This window comes from Terriglobia bacterium (assembly GCA_032252755.1).
GTDB lineage: Bacteria > Acidobacteriota > Terriglobia > Terriglobales > Acidobacteriaceae > JAVUPY01.
Genome location: JAVUPY010000009.1, coordinates 19673 through 34562 on the forward strand (window position 1 = coordinate 19673; position 14890 = coordinate 34562).

Sequence of the window (14890 nt, forward strand, 5' to 3'; positions counted from 1 at the left end):
TACTCCAATCCAATGACCTTCCGGGCAGAGTGCCAGGCCAGGTCGTTACAGCTCTTCTATCGTCGTCTTTTCGTTGGTGTAGATGCAAGTCTGGGCAGCTATTCGCATTGCTTCTTCGCAAATCTTTCTTGCGTCGAGCTGCGTGTGCTGCATGAGGGCCATGGCCGCGGCCGTCGCGTAGGGACCACCGCTCCCGATTGCTGCTACCCCATCGTCGGGTTCAATGACATCGCCCGTGCCGCTCAGGAGATAGGTTTGCTCCTTGTCGGCCACGAGGAGCAGGGCTTCGAGCTGGCGAAGGCTTTTGTCAGTGCGCCAGTCCTTGGCGAGTTCGACGGCGGCTCGGCCGAGGTTGCCCTGGTATTGCTCGAGCTTTGACTCGAAGCGAGAGAACAGCGAAAAGGCATCGGCGGTGGAACCGGCAAAGCCGGCGAGGATCTTGTCCTGGTAGAGGCGGCGGATTTTGCGCGCGCCGTGCTTCATGACGTGATCGCCCATGGTGACCTGTCCGTCGCCTGCCATGACAACCTTGCCATCGCGGCGGACGCACAGAACCGTTGTAGAGCGGATTCGTTTGCGAGAGGAATGCGAGCTTACAGATTGCGTTCGAGCCATGTGCTTAATCGTTGATTATAACAGCCGAAAACAGAGCAACCCAGACGGCGCAAAGGCGCGAAAGGAAAACCCTCCAAAGAGGGTTCCTGTATACGTGGCAAAGCTACGCGTGCTGAGCATGCTCCAGTTGCGACGCGAGTTCGTCGATCTTTGCCTGGAGAACGTGGCGAATCGACAGCATTCCCAACAACCGGCCGTGTTCGTCGACGATGGGGAGGTGCCGGTAGTGAGACTCCACCATGACGTTGAGGGCTTCGGCCATGGAGATGTCTCTTGTGGCCAGGGTGACGGGTGTGGTCATGACTTCCCGCACAGGGATGTCCTTAGCGAGTCGCGGATCGAGGGAAAGCTTACGGAGAACGTCGCGCTCGGTGAATATCCCGGCGACCACCCGATTTTCGTCGACGACCGCGGTGGCACCGGTGTGCTTGTCCAACATTTCGCGAATGGCTTCGGCAGCCGTGGTAGTTAAGGGCACCGAGGCATGGGTTTCATCACAGATATCAAGAATGCTCATAAAAGTCCTGTTTTATTCGCCAGCCCAAAAACAGCGTGCGGAATAAGGAATATATGCCGATGCGAGGGTTTCGTCCATTCCCATGCCGGGGGGCCGAATCGAACGCGGGCTATTCGACGATTGCGTCCGCCTCAATTTCCACGAGAATCTCCGGCGAGATCAGGGCTTTGACTTCGACCATGGAGGTTGCCGGCCGAATATCGCGGAAGAACTCGCCGTGGGCCCGCCCGATCTCTTCCCAGTGCGAAATGTCGGTGACGAACATGCGCGTTCGCACGACGTTATTCAAGGATGCTCCGGCCTTCGTGAGGGCCGAGGAGATGTTTTTGAGCACTTGAACTGTTTGTGCATAGAAGTCGCCGACCCCGATGATGCTGCCGTCGGGAGCAGTCGCGGTGGTTCCCGCGACGTGAATGCAGGGTCCGACGCGCACCGCCCGCGAGTAGCCAACTTTGGGTTCCCACACGGTGCCGCTGGAAATGTTCTGGCGTGACATTTGAGCCTCCAGAGAAAAGATTAACGCGGAGGACGCAAAGGGCGCTAAGGGGCAAGACCGTGGCTTGTCGCTGGTGGTTGGGGCTGGTTTCAATAGAGGTTCGGCCTGTTTTAGCAGCGTCAGCATGCGAGTGCTGATTAAAGCGGGGGCGCCCGGAGACCCGCGATTCTACAACCCTTTTCACAATCGTGCTCCTCTAACCTATTAGTGCATTTGTCTTTCGATAGTGAGCAGTCCGGTTCCAGGTATTGCATCTGGAACTGATTCGGGCTATTTACAGCGTCACAGAATTGTGGCGAATCGAGGGGCGAGCCCCAGCGCCGCTTTCTGAGGTGATGGCAGCGACCCGGGGAAGGTGACCAAATGACGATTCCGGAATCCCATCCTTTGCGTGCGTTCTTCCAGGAGCGCGTGCAGGAGCACTTTGAGCAGGAAATTGGGCTGCGTGACGGCGAGTTGCAGGCGTACGTTGCCAGCATGCTGACCGACTTCTGCGAATGTGAGCAGTTATACAAGATCCGTGATGCTGCCGGGAGGCCGTTACATGACGTCGGCGAAATGCTGCTGGAATCGGACCCGGTGTTCGGCCCAGCGCCATCCTTTGATCGCGAGCGGCAGGTGCGCAAGCACATTGGCGATTACACGCTGTTCTGCACGGGGATGTACCCGGAAAGCCTCAATCATTTCCGCTTGCGCCGGCAGAGGCTTGAGAACTTTATCGACTGGATGAAAGCAGGCAAGGAGAGCTACTACATTGTCTCGACGTTCGAGCAGTTCGAGTACGCTAAAGTGGCGCCTCTATTCGCGAAACTCTCGCACGAGTTCGAGGCCTGTGTTTTCGGCCTGAACCGGGTGAAGAACGAGTTACTGGAGCGGCAGTATCCCATCCTTCGGCGCGCCAATGATTTAATGATGTAGCAACGTTCACCGCATCTCCAGCGGCTTCGCTGCACAATCGTGTTGGCAACTATACCTGCGCCATGGTGTTCCCATAAGCATAAAAGAACGAAATTATGGTTATGAACAGGGCAGCGATGGGTTGGTCTATCCGATCGTCAAAGTTCAGTTTCCTGGAATTGCTTGGGGCGGTGTTTTCGCGCGAGTGGTGGCGTTTCTTCGCACCACATCCACATCCGGCAGTCAGGACGACACAGGCTCCACGGTGACGTTCATCCGGTAGAAGCTCAGGGATGAATCTCCCTGGTCGAGTCTGCGATACCGTTTAAGGTGTCCTGCACCTTCGCCCGGGTCGTAGCGCTTTTCGTGTTCCGCGACCACGATGCTGCCGTCCGTCAACAATCCACCTTGAGCAACAATGCGCAGCACTCGTGCGTAAGCACCGTGCATGCTGTAAGGCGGGTCGAGAAAGATCACGTCCGGGTGAAGTCCAGCTTCACGCAGCAAGCGTAACGCCTCTGCCGCAGGCTGCTCGATGACCTCGACGGTTTCCATGATGCCGAGGGATTGCAGATTGGCGCGGATCGTCTGGGCAGCCCTCTTGCCCGATTCCACAAAGTACACTTGTGACGCCCCACGGCTCAGTGCCTCTATCCCGATCGATCCCGTTCCAGCAAACAAATCGACAAAAACAGCGCCATCGATTTTGCCGGCGGACGCCAGCACATTGAAGAGGGTTTCCTTCAGCCGATCGTAGGTGGGGCGGGTTTCGTCGCCCGGGAGCGATTGCAGCGTTCGGCTTCGGTATTTTCCCGCGATGACGCGCATCTTCGATTCCTGGAACGCAGCTGAACTTTCCGACGTCTAAACTGTATAGAATCATAGAAGCTGGGTCCAACGGCTGCACTAAATGAAGAACTGGTCTATTCCGGTGGGACGGATTTTCGGGGTCGAACTGCGCATTCACGCGACCTTTGCATTGCTGTTGATTTTCCTTGTGGCCACGGGCTCGGTTCGGAGCGGCACACTTGGAGGCGTCCGGTCGCTGGTGCTGCTGGGCATCATCTTTGGGTCGGTGATATTGCACGAACTGGGTCATGCCGTGACGGCAATGAAGTTCGGGGTGGTTGTGAGATCGATCGTCCTGCTGCCGATTGGCGGAGTCACGCTGATGGACGACCAGACCCGGACCCAGCCGAATCCCAAACGAGACATCCGAATTGCGCTGGCCGGGCCGATGGTCAACCTGGTGCTCGCTGTGTTCTTCGGAACCGGTGCTTTGCTCTTCTTTCCTCAGGCCAACTTGTGGGCGCAGCCCTGGGTTTCCGCTTCCAACCTGATCCGCAGCCTCGTTTGGACGAACTTTTTCCTTGGGGCGTTCAACCTCGTGCCGGCTTATCCATTGGATGGTGGGCACATACTGCGGGCGTGGATGAGTTATCGCATGGACCACCTCACGGCGACGCGGCGCTCGGTCATGATCGGGCAAATGTTCGCGCTGAGCCTGCTGGTGATCGGTGCCGGAATGCGCGACCCGTGGCTAACCATGATCGCCGTTATCCTCTTCTTCGGTGCGCAGATCGAGAACCGTTCGGCAATATTTCAATCCGTGCTGGAGCAGGTCCGCATGGAAGACGTGATGCTCACGGACTTCAAGACGCTCTCGCCTGCGGATACCTTGGAGGACGCGCTGCACAAGGTGGTGCACTCGCTGCAGGACGATTTTCCGGTGGTTCGCGGCGGCGACATGGTGGGGACGATTTCACGCCAGCGCATCATGGAAACGCTGCGAATCCAGGGAAATGGCTACGTACAGGGCGCGATGAACCGGTTCTTCCAGATTGCGCAACGGAACGAAACTCTGGCCTCGCTTTTCCGGCGCATCGGTCAGACGGGGATTTCGATTATTCCGGTCGTCGATGGCGAGCACCTGGTCGGTATCGTGACCTTGCAGAACCTGACGCACAGCATCGCGGCACTGGCAGAGGCAAGGAAGCTACGGCAGCCAGAAGGATAGGATCAATCAAAGTACTACGGCTCTTGCCTCTACTACCGCCGCTACTTCCCTGATCTTCTCCACCACAGCTTCCGACACGGGTCCGTCGAGATGGACGATGCCGATCGCGGAGCCCTTGGAAGTTACGTCTCCGCGGCGGCCCAGCGAGAAGTCGGCGATGTTTACCTTGTTGTCGCCGAGAATGGTCCCGACGTTGCCGATTACTCCGGGAACGTCCTGATTCCGCATGTAGAGGAGGTTGCGCCCGAGTGGGGCTTCAACGTCGATACCGTCAACGGCGAGCAGGCGAGGTTGGTCGCTGTGCAGGACGGTGCCGCGCATCTCGTGGGTTTCACTGCCGGCGCGAAGTTCGATGGAGAGGGTATTCGCGGCGCCTCCACCTGCGCGCTCCTTGCGGGTTTCCATGATCTGGACCCCACGCTCAGCGGCGATTTTTGAGGCGTTGACGAGATTGGCTGAGCCTGCAAGCGTGACGTTCAGGATTCCCATCACGACGGAGTTCTTCACCAATTCTGTTTTCCAGCGGCCGAGGTCTCCGGTGTAGCGAATGGTGACCTGTTCGGGGCGGCCGTTCGTCACCTGCGCGACGAATGCGCCCAGCTTCCCCCCAAGGATCATGAAGGGGCGGGTTTGCTGGTACTCCTCTTCGGTCATCGAGGGCACGTTGACGGCGTTCTGGATGACACCGTGCTTCAGGTACTCCTTGACCTGCTGCGCGATCTGAATGCCCACGGCGTCCTGTGCCTCATTGGTGGAACCGGCGATGTGCGGTGTGGCGATTACCTGCGGGAGGCCGATAAGTGGCGAAGTCTTCGGTGGCTCCTCGCGGAACACGTCCGCTGCCATGCCGGCAATGTGGCCTTCTTTGATGGCGGCGGCTACTGCGGCTTCGTCGACGAGTTCGCCGCGGGCACAGTTCACGATGCGGACGCCTTTCTTCATCTTGCTGATGGTCTCCGCGCCGATAATGCCCGACGTCTGCGGCGTGAGCGCCATGTGAAGAGAGAGGTAATCGGCGGCTTTCAGGACATCATCGAGCGGCTTGAGGTCCACGCCGGCCTGCTCGGCGACGGTTGGAGGGACGAAGGGATCGTAGGCGGCGACGCGCATGCCGAAAGCAAGCGCACGCTTCGCGACTTCGACGCCGATTCGGCCAAGGCCTAGGACGCCAAGAGTTTTGCCGCGGAGTTCGCTGCCTTGCAGCGATTTCTTCTCCCATTTGCCGGCGTGCATCAGTTCGTTAGCGCGGCAGAGATGGCGCGCCATGACGAGCATGAGCCCGAGCGTGTGCTCGGCGACGGCGACGGCGTTGGCTCCGGGCGTGTTCATCACGGCGATGCCTTTGTTCGTAGCGGCGTCGAGGTCGATGTTGTCGACGCCCACGCCGGCGCGTCCGATGACGCGGAGCTTGCCGGCATGTTGCAGCAGGTCGGCATCGGCCTGAACGGCCGAGCGCACGATGAGGGCGTCGGCGTCGGCGAGTTCACTGGGCAGATTGCCGGAAACCTGTTCGGCGGTCAGAACATTCCACCCGGGTTCTTCGGTAAAGAGAGATATAGCGGCGGGAGAGATTTTCTCCGCAATGACGATCTTCATTTTGAGTTGTCCCAAGGAATGCGTTGTTATGAAAGAATTATCGCTGAAAAACAGGAAAAGTTCTCAGTTCCCAGTTGGCGGTTCTCAGTAAAAAACCATAACTGCTCAACTGATAACTGAGAACCGAGAACTGAGAACTGTTTTCAAGCTTTTGCTTTTTCCTGGAGTTCGGCGGTGCAGCGCAGGTATGCCAGTTGCGCTGCCTTGAGGCCTGTGCCGAACTCGATGTGCTTCGGTTTCTGCACTTTCGCCAGTACGTGTTCCAGCGCGCCGACGATGCCGATAGTGTCGAGGTAGTCGTAGTAGCCGAGGTGAGCGATGCGGAAGAGCTTGCCCTTCATCTCGCCCTGGCCGTTGGCGACGACCGAAGCGAAGCGTTCGCGGAACTCTTTGACGATTGCGCCGGAGTCCAGCCCCTCCGGAACAAGGACCGCGGTCACGGCGGCGGCGGGGCAAGTCGGGGCGAACAGCTTCAGCCCGAGAGCCAGCACGGCCTCGCGCGTCATGGCAGCGACGGTCTCGGCATTGTCGATGAGAGCTTCGCGGCCGGTGGCAAGGTCTCCCTTGCCCATGGTGCGGATGTATTCCATCGCGGCGGCAAGTGCGGCTATGAGCGAGGTAGCAGGAGTGTAGGCTGATTCGCCGTTGGCAGCGGCTTTGCGTTCCTTGTAGAGGTCGAAGTAGTAACGCGGTTGCTTGGCGCGGACCATGCGCTCCCAAGCCTTTTCGCTGACCGAGAGGTAGGCGAGTCCGGGCGGTACCATGACAGCTTTTTGCGAGCCGCCGATGATGACGTCCACGCCCCAGCCGTCCACGTCGAGATGGGTCGTGCCGAGCCCGGTGATGCCGTCGACCACAAGAAGGGCATCGGTGGGCCTCACGAGATTCGCGATTGCTTTCACGTCGTGACGGGCACCGGTGGAAGTTTCGGTGGCCTGCATATAGACGACGCGAGCGCCTTCGAGCTTCACCTTCACCTGCTCGAGGTCGAAGGTTTCACCGTAGGGAGCCGTAACCGTTTCGATGGTGCAGCCGAAGGCTTTTGCGAGCGAAGCCCAGCGCTCCCCGAATTTTCCGGCGGTCAGGATCAGGACCTTGTCGCCCGGCGAGGTTAGATTGGAAACGGATGCCTCCATGGCGCCCGTGCCGGAAGCCGCGAGCAGAAGCACGTCATTTCTTGTGCCGATGAAGGTTTTCAGATCGGCAAGGGTTCGCTTATACAGTTCGCGGAACTCCGCGGTTCGATGGTGAAAGTCTGCCGAGGCCATTGCCATCTGCGCCGCAGGAAGAAGCGGCGTCGGCCCCGGCGTGAACAGCCGGCTCTTGCGTAACATGTTTTGGCTCCGCTGAACTCCGGGAGGGATTACTCCAGGAGACTGATCGTTTGATAATCAGAGGGTACCGCAGATTCAAGCTTGCCGTCACTGAAATACAAAACTAATCCAGAACTGCGGTCCTTGGCATCGCGGAGTAAGAGAAGAGCGTCGCCGTCGGGCTGCCTCGGATCGGCTGTCTTCCACTGAATCCTTGAGAAATTGGATTTCGGAATAACAGCGGCAACGGCAATGTAAGGGTACTTCACGTCGTACCGAACTTTGTCGTTGATGATGATGACGACGCGTCGTTGGCCGTCACTGTTCACGAGCAGGTAAACGGAGTCCTTCAAGGCTTGGCGCTGACCATCGAACTCAGCGGCGAACTTGCCGGTGGACTTCTGACCGGCATCGCGCGCCCATGCGGCGGCGTCGGGGTCGAGTTCATCGGCGGTCGCGAGGTGCCATCCACGTAATGAGCCGAGACTGGCGGCGTCTATTGCCCTCATTCCGGGCGGTACGTACTGTCCTGTGCCGCCGGCGGGCAGCGGAGCGGTGACGGGTTGCTGCGCGGCAGTGATGATCCCGACCAGCGCGGTGATGATTCCGGCCACGATCGCCAGGCGGAGCACCAGGCGTCGATCACGCTTCAGCGGTTTGAGTTCGACGCGATCGGCGAATGGCATACGGGCCAGGTCGGAGGCGACACGGTCCATGGAGTGCAAATGCTCGCGAATGTGCTTGCCGGTGTCGGGCGTTGGGACGAGAGCTTCACTGAACTCGATCGTGCCATTGGAGATGTTGATGAACCCTTTTGCCAGGCAGCCGAGTTTACCGAGTTCCGCCAGCACGCCCTTGCTGCCAAGGAACATCTTGGCTTGCGTGGGATGGTCGGACTTGGTAAGAAAACGGGCGTCAAAGGAATCGTCGCCGGTCCGGACCTGGACCTTGCCTTCGCTGGTGCGGGCGCCCTTGGGTACTACCGTCATACGGAAATTTGCCGGCGCGGCCATTCGAATGTGCAGGCCGGGGGTGTTCTCGGCGTAACTGAGGCGGACGACGACTTCGCGGCCACCCTGCGTACCATTGATCACGAGGTCATCGCCGTCGCGGAAAATTTCGCCGTTGAGTTTCTTGGCGAGGTCGCGGGCGTCGGCGGCGTATTCTTTATGGCCTCCATAGACTTTCCGGTCGCGAAAATAGGCGATGAACGCGCCGAAAAAGACGACGGCGGCGACGATGACGACGGAAATGGCGACCGGGTTCAGATACATGAATCGACGTCCTTACACGGAGATATCGCCTTCCGCGAGGCAGCGCGAGCGGCAAAAGCTGCGGTATTCACGCTTTGGGGCGAATCATATCGCGCATTGATGGCGCTGCCAATAACCGCGGAGGGTCCTAAAGGACACTGCCGTAACCCGCACTTTGGTCATATCGGCAGATATAATTCTCCGCATGAGCCTCATGGAACGAATTCAGAAAGATATTGTTGAGTCGATGAAGACGAAGCAGGAGCTTCGGCTGTCGACGCTGCGGATGGCGAAATCCGCGCTGAAGAATAAGGAAATTGATAAGCGCGCGCCACTCGATGAAAAAGAAGAGATCGCCGTGCTCTCGACGCTGATCAAGCAGCGGAAGGACTCGATCGAGCAGTTCACGAAGGGCGGCCGCCTGGAATTGGCGCAAAAAGAGGCGGACGAAATCACCATCATCGAGGGCTATATGCCCAAGGCCGTTGGCGAGGACGAGATAGTCGCAACGGTAAAGGCCGTGATTGCGGAGATGGGTTCGCCGACAATGAAGGACATGGGCAACGTAATGAAGGCGACCATGGCACGCTTCGGCGGGGCAAGAGTCGATGGCAAGCTGGTCAGCGAGACGGTGAAGAAAGAGCTAAGTAAGTAACCGCGGATTGACGGGGATCAATCAGCGTTTAAGGCGCACAACGACCTTGGCGCCTTCGGGCAGGCTGCCCTCCAAAAAGTGCACTACCCCTCCAGTGACAATTCCGGTGACTTCCTTCGCATCGCTACTCTGCTGGGGAGCGGCGGTCCTTTTGCCCGTCCCTTGATCCATGGCGAGGTTCGCGAGGCGATCCGCTTCGCGGTTCTGCTCGCGATAGACGTGCTGGATGTGGAATGAGTCCAATTTGCGGATGAGGTCCTTGGCTTCACGATAGATGTCGAACAGGGCTTCGCTGCGGACCTTGTACTCCCCTTTGATCTGTTTGACGAGAAGTTCGGAGTCGCTGCGCACTTTCAGGCTGCTGTAGCCGTTCTTGAGGGCATATTCGAGCGCGGCGACCAGTCCGGAATATTCGGCGAAATTATTGGTCTGGGCGCCAAGGTATTCGTGGAGGGAGTCGATCTTTGCTCCCGAGGCGTCCTGAAGTACAACGCCGTACCCAGCAGGGCCGGGGTTGCCGCGCGCGCCACCGTCGATATTTGCGACGAGAACAGGCTCGTCATCAGAGGCTTGGGGCGAGCTGAACATTTCCTGCGTTCCCGATCTCCCGGTATTGCCGGGAGCTTTGCGAAAGGGCATGGCGGAAGTTTATCAGGGCACCGGGTACCAGGTATTGGCAAGAAACACGATTCTCGAAGTACCCACCCCCGAGTATCTAGGATCCCTGATTGGTCGCGCCCAGCTTCTCGAACGGAATGTTGATGATCGGGTACTGTTTCCAATCTTTGTAATCGAAGTGCCACCACTCGTATTCGTAGACGGTGAAGCCCTGCTTCTCCATGGCGGCGCGCAGGAGGTCGCGGGTGTGGCGCTCCTGTTCGGTGCCGCCCTTGTAGGTCGGGTACGCGCGCTCGCTCATCTCGTCGTAGAGGCTGGGCATGGGCACCTTGCGGCCGGTCTTGAGGTCGTAGAGGGTCAGGTCGACGGCGCATCCGCGGTTGTGGTTGGAACCGTGGGCAGGGTCGGCGACGAACTCGTGCTTATCCGGCGGGGTCGCGTCCCAGAACATCTTTGTGACATACCAGGGGCGGTAGCCGTCATGAATTAACAGACCGTATCCCTCTTTGTTCAACTCGTGGCTGGCGCGGACCAGGGCTTCCGCCGCAGGGCGCTGCAGGAAGGCACGGGCCTGCGTATACATCGGTGTGCCAAGGAAGTTGTTGCTGGTCGCGTAGCGAATGTCGAGCTTGATCGTGGGATCGAGAGTGACCAGTTCGACGAGATCGGGCTTCCGGAAAGTACCCTTTTCAACCGGCGGCTTGGCGGCCAGAGCTTCCTTCCGAAGCTGCGGAACCGGCGCTACGGGGTCAATACGGAAGACTTTCGGCTGCTGCGCAAAAGTTGCGGCAACGAGGATCAGGGGAAACAGGGGGAGAACGACACGTCGCATGACGAGATACGATACCGCATTTGCGAGCTTCTGTGTGCGCCGCTCGGCCGCACGGCCAACATTGCAGAGATTACTTCGAGTTTGCGTGGACCGGTTGTGATACTCCGAGGAGGATTTGGAAGAGCAGCAGGTATCGGCGAACGTTGGCCGTCATGAGGAAATTTTCTTTCACGTGCTCATAACCGTTGCGGCCGAGCTGGGCTGCGAAGTCTGGATGGGTCAGCAGATAACGCATCTGGTAGGCGGCGCCTTCGACCGAGTGCACGAGGACGCCGGTGAGCTTATGGATGACCTGAACAGGGATTCCGCCGACGGCGGAGGCGATGACGGGTTTCTGCTTCCATAGCGCCTCAGCGACGGTAAGACCAAAGCCTTCGCGCAGAGACTTTTGGATCACGATGGTGGATGCCCGCTGCAGGGCATTGATCTCCAGGGCCGCCCATGGCGGCAGATTGAGAATGATGACGTCGGGATCGTTTCCGGCTGCTTCCTGCACTTCCTTTAAAACGGCCGCGCCTTCGGGGTCGTCCGAGGCTCCGCCGCCGGCGAGCACGAGTTGGCAATCGACGTAACGCTTGGCGAGCTTATAGGCCTCGATGACGCCGACGGGATCTTTAAGGCGATCGAAGCGCGAAATCTGGGTGACGATGGGGCGCTTGCGGTCGATGCCAAAGTCGTCGCAGACCCTTGCGATGACGGAATCATCGAGAGATCTGTTCTTCTCCGAGAGGGCGTCGATGCAGGGATAAAAGAGATATTGCGGGATGGGAAGCTGGCGCGAGAACGCGGGTGAGCTGAAGATCGAGGCGTCATACTGTTCGATCATGGGGCGCAGGAATCCCCAGACCTCGGAGTTGGGATGCGAGAGATCGATGTGGCATCGCCAGATCCATTTCGCGTGCGACTCAGGTTTGCTGCAGACGAGATTGGCAGGCTGAGGATCGTGGATCACCACGATGTCTTCGTTGAACTGCATTCGCTTGCGGTTCTGTTCGTTATAGAGCAGGAAAAGTTCGCGGGCTGCTTTGCTGAGGGTGTATTCGCCGCCGTGCAACGCGTTGTGAAATGCCTTTGTGACTTCGAAGAAGTCGTTGCCGCCGGTGATAACCTCCCATTTCGTGGGCACATCGAGTTCGGAGATGAGCGGTATGAGCCGGTTCAGCATCTCGGCAACGCCGCCGCCCATCGATGTGGAGTTCACCATCTTCACGGTCTTGCCGCACACTCGCTGTGCGAGGAAGCGCAACTCGTCGATATTTGCCTGACCAACGACAGGGATGTAGTCGTCCAGTTTCGGCGGCGGAGCTGGTTCGGGCGGGGTGGTGCTGATGCGCGGTTTCCGCCGACGTTCGATGAACGGAGCGGCCGGATGATCCGGAGCCAGATCGCCATAGGCCGGCCTTTCAGGAGTTAGAGTGGGTGAGCGATCGTCTTTTTGTTCGTCCATCTTCTCTTCTCTCCGAATCAAAGCACTGAGCGCAGTGTGCGTACGATCTGCTGCCGAACTTCCTGCAGCGTAGCAGTGTAAATGTCTATGCGGTTCAGCCGTGCGGCCACCGCCGGGAGTCCCATCTCGTTTTCGAGCCATTCCGAGAAATCGTTGGACGTGAGTTTTAGCCTCAGCCGAGCCTCGATGAAGTGGTAGTGAATGCTGTGCAGGTTCACCTTCTCCATGGCATCGATAAATTCAGGTAAATCGCGCGCCTCCATTGGAGTGGGAATCACGATCGTATCCGAGGTACAGAAGTAGAACGGTTCCAGGGCAACACGGTCCCGGGCGCGAGGAGTCTGCTGAAGGTAATCTTCAATGGTTTTGATGATGCGGCCTCGCAAGGTCGGAATGGACGTGTATTCTCGGACATCGAGGGAAGCCAGTTGCTCAGCGAGGGCAACCTCATTGCAGGCGGAAAATGCCCAATGGGCGAAATCGTTGGAAAAACCCTCTGGAATGAAATGGTGCTCCTGCAAGGTGCGGAACGTGTGCTGGAAAATCGAATCGTCAGGAACGACCCGCAGCGCGTCCAACAGTTCGCCAAGAGTGGTCGCGCTTTCACGGCAGATTCGGAGGAGATAGGCCGCGGTATTAAAGTAAAACGGGGACTTCGCGACCCGCTGAGCACCAGTTGGGAGCTGGGCGGTTGCCACTCGGCCTCCTGTAATCGGCGTTCACGCCGTGATCGTAGTCGAAGTGAATTGGATGCAGCAATGCCCGCGCGCCGTTGCGCTACGCCGAGACCAGCCGACGAGCACGACTAGTGTCTGCGGCTATTATCCATCGGATTCGTTGGGTAAAGCAGGTAAGAAACAGCCACGGCGCCCAGAATCATCCATGCGATGTTCATGCGGGCGGCGTCGTTCTCCACGCGAGCGCTGCCCACCGGCGGGAACAGGAAGAGGGAGAAAACGATCGCCGCGCTCAAAGAACCGGCGAGGCTTACAGCTAAACCGAATTGCCGGGAGAGGAGAACCAGCACCACAATAAAGGCAATCGGCAGAAACCCTCGGATTGCGGACTTGTGAAACAGGAACGTGAGCAAAGCAGCGAGCACGGCGCTCAGCAGCGTTCCCACCGCAAGATTAATGGGTTTCTGAAAGCGTTGAATCAGTTGAATCATAGGAACACTATCTAAGATGGCATGAATCGTGAGTCACGCAGCAAAATTCGAGAGCTGGTTTTGCAATTCATGCATCAAAGCGTTGCCACGCTCGCGGTGGAGGAAAGGGAATTTTGGACTTGTGCCGCCTTGCGAACAGGAGCAGCAGAGACTTTGGAATTTGCTGGCTGCTCCAGGGGCCCTCGGGTGAAAATATAGCTCCCCATCGAAAGTATGCCGCACGGAACTGACTCACTGCTGTTGGAACTCTTCACGATTTTCGTCTGGGCGAAAGTCTTCGGAGAGCTGTTTGAACGGCTCGGGATGCCGGCGGTCCTGGGCGAGATCCTGGCGGGGGTGGCGCTAGGCCCCTATGCCACCGGGTTCATTGTTCCCAGTGCGACGGTCACCGCCATCGCGGAGATCGGGGCCATTTTCCTGCTCTTCACCGTTGGCCTGGAGACCAGTCCCGCGGATCTGATCCGGGTGGGATCGAAGTCGGTCCGGGTAGCGCTGTTTGGTGTGCTGCTGCCATTCATTCTCGGGTTCGGGTACCTAATGCTGCAGCACGCCAAGACTCACGAAGCTGCATTCGTGGGAGCGGCGATGGTGGCCACCAGTGTCGGAATCACGGCGCGAATTCTGCGCGACTTGCACGTCCTGAAGTCGCATGCGGCTCAGATCATCCTTGGCGCGGCGGTATTCGACGACATCCTCGGCATGATCCTGCTGGCCGTGGTGGCTAGCTTAGCCGTGGGGGGTGGAATTCACTGGGTGCACCTCGCGATCATCTCGGCCGAAGCAATCGGATTTGCGCTATTCATGATCTTCATCGGCCCACGGCTCATAAACCGTGTACGCCCGGGACTGAAGCGGCTCTCGATGCATAATGCGCCATTGATCCTGGCGCTGGCCTTGTGCCTTGGACTCTCGGTGGCATCAACGACGATCGGCATGGCCGCCATTATCGGTGCTTTCTTCGCGGGGCTGATCTTCGCTGACTACTCGCCGGAGTGGAATCTGCAGCCGCGGATCCAGGCGATCAATGAATTTCTCGCGCCATTCTTCTTTTTCACAATGGGGGCGCGACTCGACCTTCACGTGTTTAACCGTGAGGTCGTGATTGCAGCCAGCGTCATTACTGTCTTGGCGTTCATTTCGAAGATACTGGGCTGTGGCCTGCCATTAATCCGCGAGGGCCGAATGCTGGCGCTCAAGGTCGGAATGGGAATGACGCCGCGCGGCGAGGTTGCTCTAATCGTGGCGCTGATCGGATTGCAGATGAATGCCATCAGCCAGACGACCTATGCGATCGTCATCTTCATGACGGCATTCACGACCCTGATACCGCCGTTCTTCATCAAGCGGATGTTCCGAGCGGAAACTGAGACCGCTCAGGCCGAGCTCGAGTTGGAGGGACATCCCGCCGAGGAAGAGAGCGAGCGCGAAGAGAATCTTTCAGGCAGAATCGGTTAAGGCGCCCGCTC

The 14890-nt window shown here is 58.4% G+C and carries 16 protein-coding genes; 4 read left to right on the top strand and 12 right to left on the bottom strand.

The window, feature by feature from the left end:
* Positions 1 to 45: 45 nt before the first annotated feature.
* From hslV to ROO76_01295, 3 genes are all read right to left on the bottom strand, one after another.
* A complete protein-coding gene (gene hslV / locus ROO76_01285) occupies positions 46 to 615 on the bottom strand; it encodes an ATP-dependent protease subunit HslV (protein ID MDT8066776.1) in 570 nt (189 codons plus the stop codon).
* A gap of 103 nt (positions 616 to 718) precedes the next feature.
* Positions 719 to 1132 carry a CBS domain-containing protein gene (locus ROO76_01290; protein MDT8066777.1) on the bottom strand — a complete coding sequence of 138 codons (414 nt, stop codon included), beginning with the start codon at positions 1130 to 1132 and terminating at the stop codon, positions 719 to 721.
* Between the two features lie 109 nt (positions 1133 to 1241).
* Positions 1242 to 1628: a RidA family protein gene (locus ROO76_01295; GenBank protein MDT8066778.1), complete on the bottom strand. Its 387-nt coding sequence runs from the start codon at positions 1626 to 1628 to the stop codon at positions 1242 to 1244.
* 363 nt (positions 1629 to 1991) lie between these two features.
* Here ROO76_01295 and ROO76_01300 point away from each other — a divergent pair, with 363 nt between their 5' ends.
* Entirely contained in the window at positions 1992 to 2546 is a 555-nt protein-coding gene (locus tag ROO76_01300) for a hypothetical protein (protein MDT8066779.1), read from the top strand.
* Positions 2547 to 2768: 222 nt separating this feature from the next.
* Here ROO76_01300 and rsmD read toward each other — a convergent pair whose 3' ends face one another.
* Complete coding sequence (rsmD, locus tag ROO76_01305; protein ID MDT8066780.1) at positions 2769 to 3353, bottom strand: 16S rRNA (guanine(966)-N(2))-methyltransferase RsmD; 585 nt, start codon at positions 3351 to 3353, stop codon at positions 2769 to 2771.
* 82 nt (positions 3354 to 3435) lie between these two features.
* Between rsmD and ROO76_01310 the strand changes: the two genes are divergently transcribed.
* Positions 3436 to 4542 (top strand): site-2 protease family protein, encoded by a 1107-nt coding sequence (locus ROO76_01310; protein MDT8066781.1) that lies wholly within the window; start codon positions 3436 to 3438, stop codon positions 4540 to 4542.
* A 6-nt stretch (positions 4543 to 4548) separates the two neighbouring features.
* Here the strand turns inward: ROO76_01310 and serA are convergent, their stop codons facing one another.
* The 3 genes from serA to ROO76_01325 all read right to left on the bottom strand — a co-directional run bounded on the left by serA (position 4549) and on the right by ROO76_01325 (position 8725).
* Complete coding sequence (gene serA / locus ROO76_01315; GenBank protein ID MDT8066782.1) at positions 4549 to 6138, bottom strand: phosphoglycerate dehydrogenase; 1590 nt, start codon at positions 6136 to 6138, stop codon at positions 4549 to 4551.
* 143 nt (positions 6139 to 6281) lie between these two features.
* Positions 6282 to 7472: an alanine--glyoxylate aminotransferase family protein gene (locus ROO76_01320; GenBank protein ID MDT8066783.1), complete on the bottom strand. Its 1191-nt coding sequence runs from the start codon at positions 7470 to 7472 to the stop codon at positions 6282 to 6284.
* Between the two features lie 29 nt (positions 7473 to 7501).
* Positions 7502 to 8725: a hypothetical protein gene (locus ROO76_01325; protein ID MDT8066784.1), complete on the bottom strand. Its 1224-nt coding sequence runs from the start codon at positions 8723 to 8725 to the stop codon at positions 7502 to 7504.
* Between the two features lie 193 nt (positions 8726 to 8918).
* On the opposite strand from ROO76_01325, the gene ROO76_01330 reads away from it, so the two are divergent.
* Positions 8919 to 9359, top strand: coding sequence for a GatB/YqeY domain-containing protein (locus ROO76_01330; GenBank protein MDT8066785.1), 441 nt, complete (start codon positions 8919 to 8921; stop codon positions 9357 to 9359).
* Between the two features lie 21 nt (positions 9360 to 9380).
* Here the strand turns inward: ROO76_01330 and ROO76_01335 are convergent, their stop codons facing one another.
* The 5 genes from ROO76_01335 to ROO76_01355 form a co-directional block, all read right to left on the bottom strand.
* Positions 9381 to 9947: a ribonuclease HI family protein gene (locus ROO76_01335; GenBank protein ID MDT8066786.1), complete on the bottom strand. Its 567-nt coding sequence runs from the start codon at positions 9945 to 9947 to the stop codon at positions 9381 to 9383.
* Between the two features lie 127 nt (positions 9948 to 10074).
* Positions 10075 to 10809 carry a M15 family metallopeptidase gene (locus tag ROO76_01340; protein ID MDT8066787.1) on the bottom strand — a complete coding sequence of 245 codons (735 nt, stop codon included), beginning with the start codon at positions 10807 to 10809 and terminating at the stop codon, positions 10075 to 10077.
* 70 nt (positions 10810 to 10879) lie between these two features.
* The gene (locus ROO76_01345; protein MDT8066788.1) at positions 10880 to 12256 is read right to left on the bottom strand and encodes a glycosyltransferase; all 1377 of its coding nucleotides are present in this window, start codon (positions 12254 to 12256) and stop codon (positions 10880 to 10882) included.
* A 17-nt stretch (positions 12257 to 12273) separates the two neighbouring features.
* A complete protein-coding gene (locus ROO76_01350; protein ID MDT8066789.1) occupies positions 12274 to 12954 on the bottom strand; it encodes a DUF5752 family protein in 681 nt (226 codons plus the stop codon).
* A 107-nt stretch (positions 12955 to 13061) separates the two neighbouring features.
* The gene (locus ROO76_01355) at positions 13062 to 13424 is read right to left on the bottom strand and encodes a DUF4118 domain-containing protein (GenBank protein ID MDT8066790.1); all 363 of its coding nucleotides are present in this window, start codon (positions 13422 to 13424) and stop codon (positions 13062 to 13064) included.
* A 213-nt stretch (positions 13425 to 13637) separates the two neighbouring features.
* On the opposite strand from ROO76_01355, the gene ROO76_01360 reads away from it, so the two are divergent.
* A complete protein-coding gene (locus ROO76_01360) occupies positions 13638 to 14879 on the top strand; it encodes a cation:proton antiporter (GenBank protein MDT8066791.1) in 1242 nt (413 codons plus the stop codon).
* Positions 14880 to 14890: the final 11 nt, after the last annotated feature.